The sequence below is a fragment of the Streptomyces sp. NPDC047974 genome, assembly GCF_040653375.1.
GTDB lineage: Bacteria > Actinomycetota > Actinomycetes > Streptomycetales > Streptomycetaceae > Streptomyces.
Window position 1 is genome coordinate 161,440 of sequence record NZ_JBEZNU010000017.1, and the last position, 8,924, is coordinate 170,363.

Genomic DNA, 8,924 nt, shown 5'->3' on the forward strand with positions numbered 1-8,924 from the left:
GACTGCCCCGCTGGCGCTGCAGACGTGGGTTCAGTGGCCCTGGATCCGGGCGTAGCACGATCCGGGTCCTTCACTGTCAACGTTGACGCCTCGGACGAGAGTATCCGCTGGTCACTGACGGTAACTCAGCCCGAGTAGAACCCATTCGAGCAGTCCGGCTCGTGTTCTGCTCCCCGCCGCCTGCAGGGATGGGCCCGTGGCGCACCCCCGCAGTCTCATGGAGCGCTACCGCTCCCCGTACATATGGGGATGGACCCCTGGACGGCGGCGACCAGGGCGCCCGCTTCCTGTTGTTCCCCGCGCCCGTGGGGATGGGCCTCGCCGGCGATCGCGCGGTGCCGCTCGATACGGCTGCTTCCCGCTCCCGTGGGTCTGGACCCGCCCTGCACGATTTCACCTGCGTCGAGTCGCTCTGCTCCCCCTGCCCGCAGGGAGGCCCCTCGTCGAGGTTTTCCTGGGTTCGTATGGCAGGCTGCTCCATGTGCCGGCGGGGAGGGGTAGGCGGTCACGTTCGACGTGACGCAGGGGGCAGAAGGGCCCCCAGGCCGAGAACATCGTCCGCAGCTGGCATCCGCGGCTGACCACTGCGTACGGTGGCGTTACCGACGCGGGATGGAGCAGCTCGGTAGCTCGCTGGGTTCATCACCCAGAGGTCGCAGGACCACATTCTGTCCCCGATACGACAAGTGAAGCTGCCAGGCTGACGCCGGCCCCGTCACGGTGCAAACCCGACCCGGTCGCGGACCACATCGGCTCAGCGCGGCAGCTGCTCCGGCGCTCGCCAGTTCGAGGTCCACCCAGTACCGCCCACCACTTGGCCAGCTGCTCGTTGCTCACCAGGCACGTGTTGAGTTCCCCACCGGTCCCTGATGCCTGATGTGGCTGAGGACATCGCGTAGGACCCCCTCCAGCTGTCGGCGGCGCTCGCCGCCGGTCCTGCGCCTTCGGTCGCGGTCAGGGAGCCGGCCTCGGCGACGAACGTCCCCCGGCCCTGTACGGCATGGGCCCTTTCCGCCGCGCTGCGGGGGCGCGGGGATGGCGCTGAGCGGGCGTGGTTGCTGAGTGCAACGAAGCGCATGGCACTGCGCAGGTGGTGGGTTGCGTGTGAGGTAAGCAAGGGGGTGTCGAGGCTGCCCGGCGGGCAATTTGGGGCCTGGCCGGGTGTTCAGGCGCGGCGGGCGGCCCAGATGGTGCGCTCGGTGCGTACGGAGAGGTCCTCGTGGTGGAGAAGGCTGTTCGTGCTGCTGGTGTCAAGGAGTCCGTCGAGTGCGGCGAGGTCCTCGGGGCTGAGGGCGGGCGCGGCGACGCCGCGGATGCGCTGGCTGCCTTAATTCTGCCCCGCGGGCGGTGTGGCCTCCGCGGTCACCGAGCTGCGCTGCTGTGCTCATGCCGGGTCGGGCATACTTGCGGCTCAGCGGGCTGACGGGGGCGGTGGGGGGGGTGTCGGCCCGTGCGCACAACTACATCACGGCGACGGGGGATTTCGATGATGACCGGGGGCATCGGGCCGGGAGTCCGGCTTGCTCAAGGGCGTTTCCTGATCGAAGAGCTGCTCGGCACGGGCGGGATGGCGGCGGTCTACCGGGCGCACGACGATGCCTTGGGCAGGACGGTTGCGATCAAGACGATGACGGCAGTGCCGGGTGGTGATCCGACGGGGCGGGAACGCTTCCGCCGTGAGGCGCGCGCGGCTGCTGCTCTCAGCCATGCTCATGTGGTGGCGGTGCATGACGTGCTGGAGGAGGAGGTAGCTGGCGTACGCGTGCCGTACTTGGTGATGGAGTACGTCCGGGGGCGGACACTGAGCCATTACGTGCCCTCCGGCCCCGGTGGGCTGCCGCTGGCCGAGGCCTTGCGGTTCGCCTCCGAGATTCTGGATGCCCTGGCGGCGAGCCATGCCGAAGGGCTCGTGCACCGGGACGTGAAGCCGGCCAATGTGATGGTCACCGAGGCCGGCTCGGTGAAGGTCATGGACTTCGGGATCGCCCGGGCCCTGGACGGGCAGGCCACCGCACTGACCGGCACCGGCTTCATCGTGGGGACGCCGCACTACATGGCCCCGGAGCAGTTCACGGCCGGCCGTGCCATCGATCCCCGCTGCGATCTCTACGCCGTCGGCGTCATACTCTTCCAACTCCTTACTGGAAAAGTGCCGTTTGACGCGGAGTCGGGGTTCCAGATCGGCTACCAGCATGTCACCTCGCAGCCTCCCCTACTCAGTGCCCTCGGCGCCCAGGTGCCCGGGGAAGTGCAGGCCCTGCTGACGCGGGCGCTGGCGAAGAGCCCGCAGGACCGCTACCCGGACGCGCGGAGCATGCGGGCACAGATCCTGCAGATCACCGGGCAAGGCATGGCCGCCGTCGACACCCAAGACGGCGGACACGTCGCCACTGTCCTTGACACGCCTGCCGGCGGTCCTCGCCCGCCTGCTCCGGCTCGGTTCGGTTCGGGCGCCGACATTCCACAGGACGCGTCCTCCTCTCCTGCCACCGACCTGCCCATCCAGCCTCAGCTCGCCCCGCCCGTACCCTCCTACGCGCCGGGCCAGCAGCCCGGGCCCGCTGCGCCGACGCCCACCGCGCGGGGCGAGGTGACGCACCGACTGAAGAAGGGCCTCGGCCACCCGATCCTGTGGCTGCTCGCCCTTGCCCCACTGGTGGCCAATGGAGTGGTCCTGGGCAAGTTCGGCGATCTGCTGGCGAGCAGTCTGGATCCTGCTGTCATGGCCTCCATCCGTGCGGACATCCCGGCCTGGGCCTTGGACGACTGGTGGCGGACTCCGACCTACGTGGCGCTGCCGTGCGCCCTGATTTCACTCCTGTTCTTCCGCGCTCGGCTGCTCGCCTCAGGCGCCCGCGCCGTGCGCGCCTGGACAGTGGCCGTGGGCTGTTACTGGCTGGCGGTCTGCGCCGTCTGGGGGCTGCACTTCGCCTTGTTCACTGCCTTGGACGATGCCCTCACACCGGTCGTTCACGGGACCGGCGGACTGCACTCGGCCGTCCGCGTGATGGGGGTCGCCCCCGCCTCGGTCGTGCTTCCTGTGACCATCGCGTGTGCCTGCGCGGTCCCCGTCGTCCTGATCCGGACCGTGTTGAGGATCCGGTGGGCGTGGCAAACAGAACCACTCGGGCACCGCCGGGCCACCCGATAGCGGCCCGAAGTTGGACGCTCGGCGCCGGTCAGCCACGGCTGATGAGCTTGCGATGGAGAGGCAGGGCCCGGTGGATCTCCCGCGGGGCCCTTGTAACCGAAAGCAGCTGGGAGGGCGTCCACCCTTCTGCACCACCTCAGTGGCACGCACCGCCGGCAGTTCCTGCTCCCGCACCCGCAGGGATGGACCCGGCGACCGAGCCACCGCGCCTGCGGGGATGGTCCCTTGTTGCCGCCGACCAGGCCACGACGTACTCCTGTTCCGTGCCCGCGCGGGGATGGACCCCAGCCCGCGCTCAAGGCGCAGCCGATCCTGAACTGTTCCCCGCGCCGGGTCTGTCAATCGAACGGTGTAACGGGGGTGGTTGGGGTTACTGGCGGGTTGCGGAGAGCCGGCCGTCGAAGGTGATGTCGAAGGCGTTCAGGGTGGTTTCCAGCGCAGGGTCCAGCGGGTCTGTCCCTTGCCGGTGGGGTCGAGGGACATGATGGCCATGTAGACGCATGTCAGGGCGGCGGTCTCGTTGGGGAAGTGTCCGCGGGTCTTGACCGCTCGCCGGATCCTGGCGTTCACGGACTCGATGGCGTTGGTGGTGCGGACGATGCGGCGGATCTCGGTGTCGAACCGCAGGAACGGGGTCAACTCTTCCCAGGCGTTCTCCCAGAGCCTGACGATCGCGGGATACTTCCGGCCCCATGTGTCGGCGAACTCGGCGAACTCGGCGAACTCGGCGAACCGTTCGAGTGCGGCCTCCTCGGTCGCCGCCGTGTAGACGGGCTTGAGGAGTTTGGCGATCTTGTCCCAGTCCTGGCGGGCGGCATAGCGGAAGGTGACGAGGAGGCGGCTGACGCCGCGGCCGACGAGGTGGACGGCGAGGGTGCCGAGGAGTTCTTCGACCTGGGCGGCTGCTTCGGCGACGCCGAGCTGGGCCTGGACGGCGGAGGGTTCCTCGGGGAAGCGGAGGCGTAGATCAGGACGGGGGCTGCGGGGTCCTGTGCGTCGTACCAGGTGAGGGCCTCGGCTCACCCGGCCCTGCGCCCCGCGAGCTGCCGACCATACGACGGTGCTTCAGCGCTGGACGGGAGCCGTCACCCACGCCCGCCCCGTGCCGGGACCCACAGATGCTCACTGGCGCATCGTCAGCACGGACTCCGCGTGCCAACTCCGGCCCTGCGCCGGACGCGGTGGAGCGACCAGTCCGTGGCGTAAGCGCATCAAGCATGTGAGGGGTTCCCCGTCTCGACATGCGCCCCGGCTGTCCGGCGTGCACGGTGGAGGTGTGGCCCAGTGTCCGCATTGGTCGCGCATCCGCCACGCCGAGGCGGAGGGCGGCCCGTTGACGGTTGACGGCAAATCCCGACATGACGTACGTGCGGACGGGCCGACGATGTCCTGGAATCGCCCCGACCTGCAGGAATGGATCCCGGCGAAACACGGATTCGGCGACTGGGCCTTCTTCCACAGGAAACAGGATTCTTACGGTGACCCGCACGTAGGAGTTTGACGATGGCGAAATCTGATGAGTTTACCGCGAGTGTGAGCCCCACCACCGAATTCCGAGCCCATCCGCCCTCCGTCCGTAAGTCGTTGCATGTAGTGCACCGTACGGGGAAGGTCGAGCAGAGCGAGCTCACCTGGGTGGAGCTACCGTCAAGGGCGCCCGGACGAGGGCCGGAAGTACGCCCGGTCAGTAACCCCCCGGATGCCGACAGCGGCGAGGGAGGGACATCCTGATGCTGCAATTCGTGAACAAATACACGACGACCGTGCAAGTGACCATTATGTGGTACACGCCGGGTTGCGATAACGGTAACTGGACGAAGAAGGGGTGGTGGGTTCTCAACCCCGGACAGAGCGCGATTGTGCACGGGGAAGACTTGGCAGACATCAATCGATACTGGTGCTATTTCGCGAGCGGATGGGATGGAACCTCATTCTGGGCCGGCCCAATCAGTCGCCATGTCATTTTCCCTCCATTCGAGTGGTGCGAATTCAGGGCAAACACGAGTTCCGTCCCGGTCGGCTACAGGATATTGGACTGCGACGATATCGACGACTTGATTGTCGAGTTGGTCCCCTGACCCAGCGAAGCAGCGTGGGACCGCATGTCGCCCCCGAAGGTGAGGTCGATCAGCCTCCGTCCGCGCACATCGCGGCCTACATCGCAGCGCTTCCTGAGTGGTGGTGTGACACTACCGAGGCCGAGGAAGCGGCGTCGCCTCGGTCGGTCGACCGTGGAGCGACGGTGCAATTGGTCCGCTGGTCTACTTCGGGTTGGCCTTGGGCAGAACCGACTCAGGCCGTGAGCAGGGGCTTTACCAAAAGAGAACGTCGTGGGTGCCGACGCGGCGCCAGACGATGTGCTGTTCCCTGGCGACCCGTGCCGGGCCGTACGACCACGTCGCGCGCCCGTCCCGAGCCCAGGTCAGCTCGAAGACGCCAGGCGTGCTGCGGACGTCCTTCACGCGGAGGCCGGCGCGGAAGCGTCCGGGCCCGGTGCGCAGGTCGTCGACGAAAGCGTTGACGGCCTAGCGGAAGCGCCGGCGCTGGGCGGGGGTGAGGCGGTCCAGATCGGTGGTGAAGCGGGGCAGGGCTTCGTACGTCGGCACGGTCTCCTTCAGGAAGCACGAAGCCCCGGCCGGTGGCCGGGGGCGGGGGCCTCACCCGGGGGTGAGGGATTCGGTGACGTGGTGAGGGTCGGGGCGTCTCTCGCCGTTGAGCGGGGGATCGCTAGGTAGCTCTCTGCTGGTGGAACGGAGTGGATTGTTGGCGCTTGTTGGTGCTCGGGAGGTCGTGGCGCAGCGTTCGCACGGCCCCGGTCAGCTCTGGTAGTGGGCGCGCATCAGGTCGCTCCACTGCTGTAGGTGGAACACGTCGGTTGCGCAGTAGCGGCAGTGGGGGCCGGTAGTCGATCCGGGTGGGGTACAGCACGTTCGAGGAGCGGACGATGACGTCCGGGACCAGCGTGAGAGGCCGGCCGCACAGCGGGCAGAGGTCGCAGCACGCTCAGCCCGAACCGGACGTGCGTCGCCGACCCCCCTCCTCCCCGAGCAGCGCGAGACCCAGCTCGCTCGCCCGGTAGTACACCTCGCGCCGGTACCGGTGACCGGTCACGAGCCCCGTCTCGCGGAGCACCGTCAGGTGCTGCGAGACCGCGCCGGGCGTCAGACCGGTCTGTTCGGCGAGGGCCGTGGTGGTGACCGGGGTGCTCGTACGACTCAGGAGCCCGGCCCTGCTGCGCCCGAGCAGCCGGGCGAGCCCGTCGCCGGGTTCGGCGGACCGCTCCCACAGGGTGCCGGTTCCGCGCGCCGGGTAGACGAGGCACGGCGGGGTGGGGCCCCGCCCCGGCAGCAGGATGGGGCGTGTGCTGAACACGCTCGGAGTGAGCGTGATCCCGCGCCCGTCGAGGTCGAGCCGGTCCGCCGCCGGGCCCCCGCCCCACGTCAGCCGGTCGTCCGCCCACCGCAGGCCCGGGTGCAGGTGCGCGAAGACCTCCTGGATGCCGTCCTCCGCCAACTGGCGTGTCCGGTAGGCGAGATCGGCCTCCAGTACGGCCCTGACGCGGGCCCAGTACGGCCGCACCCCTACCCGCCACCACGCCAACACCGCCCCCGCCAGCTCCGCGGACCCGTTGAGCGGAGTCGACCCGCCGAGCGGAGCCGGCCCGTCGAGCAGCGGCAGTTCCTCGTCGATCTCGGCGAGCGGGCAGCGCGGGGGAGGCAGGCGGGCCGCGAGTTCCGCCAGGTGCGGCACCAGGGCCGTACGTTCCGCGCCGACGGCCAACGCCCGCTTGATCCAGGGGAGATGCAGCGCGTGCCCGCCCGGGTCCGTGGTTGCGCGCAGGGCGGCGACCGTCTCCAGGAGCGGTGACACCGCGAACCTCAGCTGCGCCAGGTCGTCGACCCCGAATCGTACCGATCCCACGACTGCCCCTCCGTCCTTCCCGTGAGCTTTTAGCTCAGGCTAAAACAATGGTCGGCGGATGCGGCGGCTGGTGATGTTCCTCGACATGACCACGCTCGCGCCCGACCGCACCCGCCCGCCCCACGTCCTTCGCCTGCCCGACTTCCGCCGCCTCTGGATCGGCGACACCGTCAGCCAGGCCGGCGCCGCCGTCACCGTCCTCGCCCTCCCGCTCGTCGCGATCGGCCCACTCGGTGCGTCGCCGTTCGAGGCGGGGCTGCTGGTGATGTGCGAGTACCTCGGCTTCCTGCTCCTCGGCCTGCCCGCCGGAGCCTGGGTGGACCGGATGCGCGGTCGCCGCGTCATGATCGCGGGCGACCTGGGCCGCGCGGCCCTCCTCGCGACGCTGCCCGTCGCCGCCTGGCTCGACGTCCTCACGCTGCCGCAGCTGTACGCCGTCGGCTTCGGCCTCTCCGTCCTCACGGCCTTCTTCGACATCGCGTACCAGAGCCAACTGCCCCGGCTCGTGGACGCGGACCGGCTGGTCGCGGCGAACGTGGCCCTGGAGTCCTCCCGTACCGTCACGGCCGCTGCCGGACCCGGCGTCGGCGGCGCGCTGATCGCGGCGGTGACGGCGCCGGTCGCCCTCGTCGTCGACGCGGCGAGCTTCCTCGTCTCGGCCGTCTTCCTCTCCCGCATCCGCCGCCCCGACCCCAAGCCGGAACGCGTCCCCGGCGCCCGCCTCCGCGACGAGATCGCCGAGGGGCTGCGGTTCGTCTTCCGCGACCGCCTCCTGCGCGCGCTCACCCTCACAGCAGCAATCTCGAACCTCTGCGGCACCATCGGCGCGTCCATGCTGCTCGTGCTCCTGGCCGGGGAGTTGGGCATGTCCCCGTTCCTCTGCGGCCTCGTCTTCACGGCGGAGGCCCTCGGCGGCCTCCTCGGCAGCCTCCTCACCACCCGCGCCGTCGCCCGCCTCGGCGAGACCCGCGCGATGTGCGCGTCGGTGGTCGTCAGCGGCGTCCTGTGGCTGGCGGCGCTCCCGTTCTTCCACGCCGACTGGCGCTACGCCCTCGCCTGCGTGCTCCAGGGCCTCGGCTGGACCGCCTTCATGACCTTCAAGATCGCCTCGGTCGCCCTCCGCCAGCGCGTCACCCCCGCCCCCCTCCTCGGCCGCGTCACGGCCACCGTCCGCTTCGTCGTCTGGGGCGTCATGCCCCTGGGCGCGCTCGCCGGTGGCCTGCTGGGCGAGTACACGGGTGTCCGTACGGCCCTGTGGACGGGCGGGATCGGCGAACTCCTCGCCGTCGTCCCGCTGTTGCTGGTGGCGGCACGGAGGAGCCGGAAGTCCTGACTCGCTCTCCCCGGCACGGGAGCGGAAGCCGACCGGGGTTCGCGTTCAGTCGGTGCCTTCCCCCGCCGCCTCCTTGAGGACCTGGAAGCGGCGCGGCGCGAGGGTGAGCAGGGTCAGGGGCATCAGCGCCGCCGCTGCCGCCGCGCCGAAGTACACGTAGTCCACCTCCGCGTCGCCGCCCGCCGCAGGCGGTCGGCGGCCTCCGCAGTCAGGGACGGCGGGGCGTCCAGCGCGCGGGCGAGGGCGTCCAGGTCGCCGGTGCCGCGCTTTCGTGGCGCGTCTTCAGGACACCACGAACGGGATCCGCTTCCTTCTGGAGACGAGTGCCGAAGCGTTGTGGTACCCCGACGGTCGGTGGAGCGACTTGGAGCCACCCCAAAACAACGATGCGCCCGCTTCACAGTCGCGCGTTCCGGCCTGGCTGTAAGACGTCGTTTCCTTTGGTGGTTTGGCTCGTTGTGCCGGGCATGACGAGTCTTGCCGAGCGGCTGGTGCCGGATGAGTTGTGGGAGTTGTTCC

At 69.7% G+C, this 8,924-nt stretch carries 4 protein-coding genes and 3 pseudogenes; 3 read left to right on the forward strand and 4 right to left on the reverse strand.

Annotated features, from left to right (window positions below; translation table 11 throughout):
• Positions 1-1,165 precede the first annotated feature (1,165 nt).
• A pseudogene (locus tag AB0E19_RS24140) lies at positions 1,166-1,321 on the reverse strand (SAM-dependent methyltransferase); the annotation flags it as partial.
• A gap of 168 nt (positions 1,322-1,489) precedes the next feature.
• Between AB0E19_RS24140 and AB0E19_RS24145 the strand changes: the two are divergent.
• Entirely contained in the window at positions 1,490-3,151 is a 1,662-nt protein-coding gene (locus AB0E19_RS24145) for a protein kinase (RefSeq protein ID WP_362183849.1), read from the forward strand.
• A 370-nt stretch (positions 3,152-3,521) separates the two neighbouring features.
• Here the strand turns inward: AB0E19_RS24145 and AB0E19_RS24150 are convergent.
• Positions 3,522-3,979, reverse strand: a pseudogene (locus AB0E19_RS24150) (transposase); the annotation flags it as partial.
• 902 nt (positions 3,980-4,881) lie between these two features.
• On the opposite strand from AB0E19_RS24150, the gene AB0E19_RS24155 reads away from it, so the two are divergent.
• Positions 4,882-5,229, forward strand: a complete 348-nt coding sequence (locus AB0E19_RS24155) for a DUF1036 domain-containing protein (RefSeq protein ID WP_362183852.1) — start codon at positions 4,882-4,884, stop codon at positions 5,227-5,229.
• Positions 5,230-6,154: 925 nt separating this feature from the next.
• On the opposite strand, the gene AB0E19_RS24160 is transcribed toward AB0E19_RS24155, so the two are convergent.
• Complete coding sequence (locus AB0E19_RS24160) at positions 6,155-7,072, reverse strand: helix-turn-helix domain-containing protein (RefSeq protein WP_362183855.1); 918 nt, start codon at positions 7,070-7,072, stop codon at positions 6,155-6,157.
• A 58-nt stretch (positions 7,073-7,130) separates the two neighbouring features.
• Between AB0E19_RS24160 and AB0E19_RS24165 the strand changes: the two genes are divergently transcribed.
• A complete protein-coding gene (locus AB0E19_RS24165; protein ID WP_362183858.1) occupies positions 7,131-8,405 on the forward strand; it encodes an MFS transporter in 1,275 nt (424 codons plus the stop codon).
• 45 nt (positions 8,406-8,450) lie between these two features.
• Here AB0E19_RS24165 and AB0E19_RS24170 read toward each other — a convergent pair.
• Positions 8,451-8,662: pseudogene (locus AB0E19_RS24170) on the reverse strand (MFS transporter); the annotation flags it as partial.
• Positions 8,663-8,924: the final 262 nt, after the last annotated feature.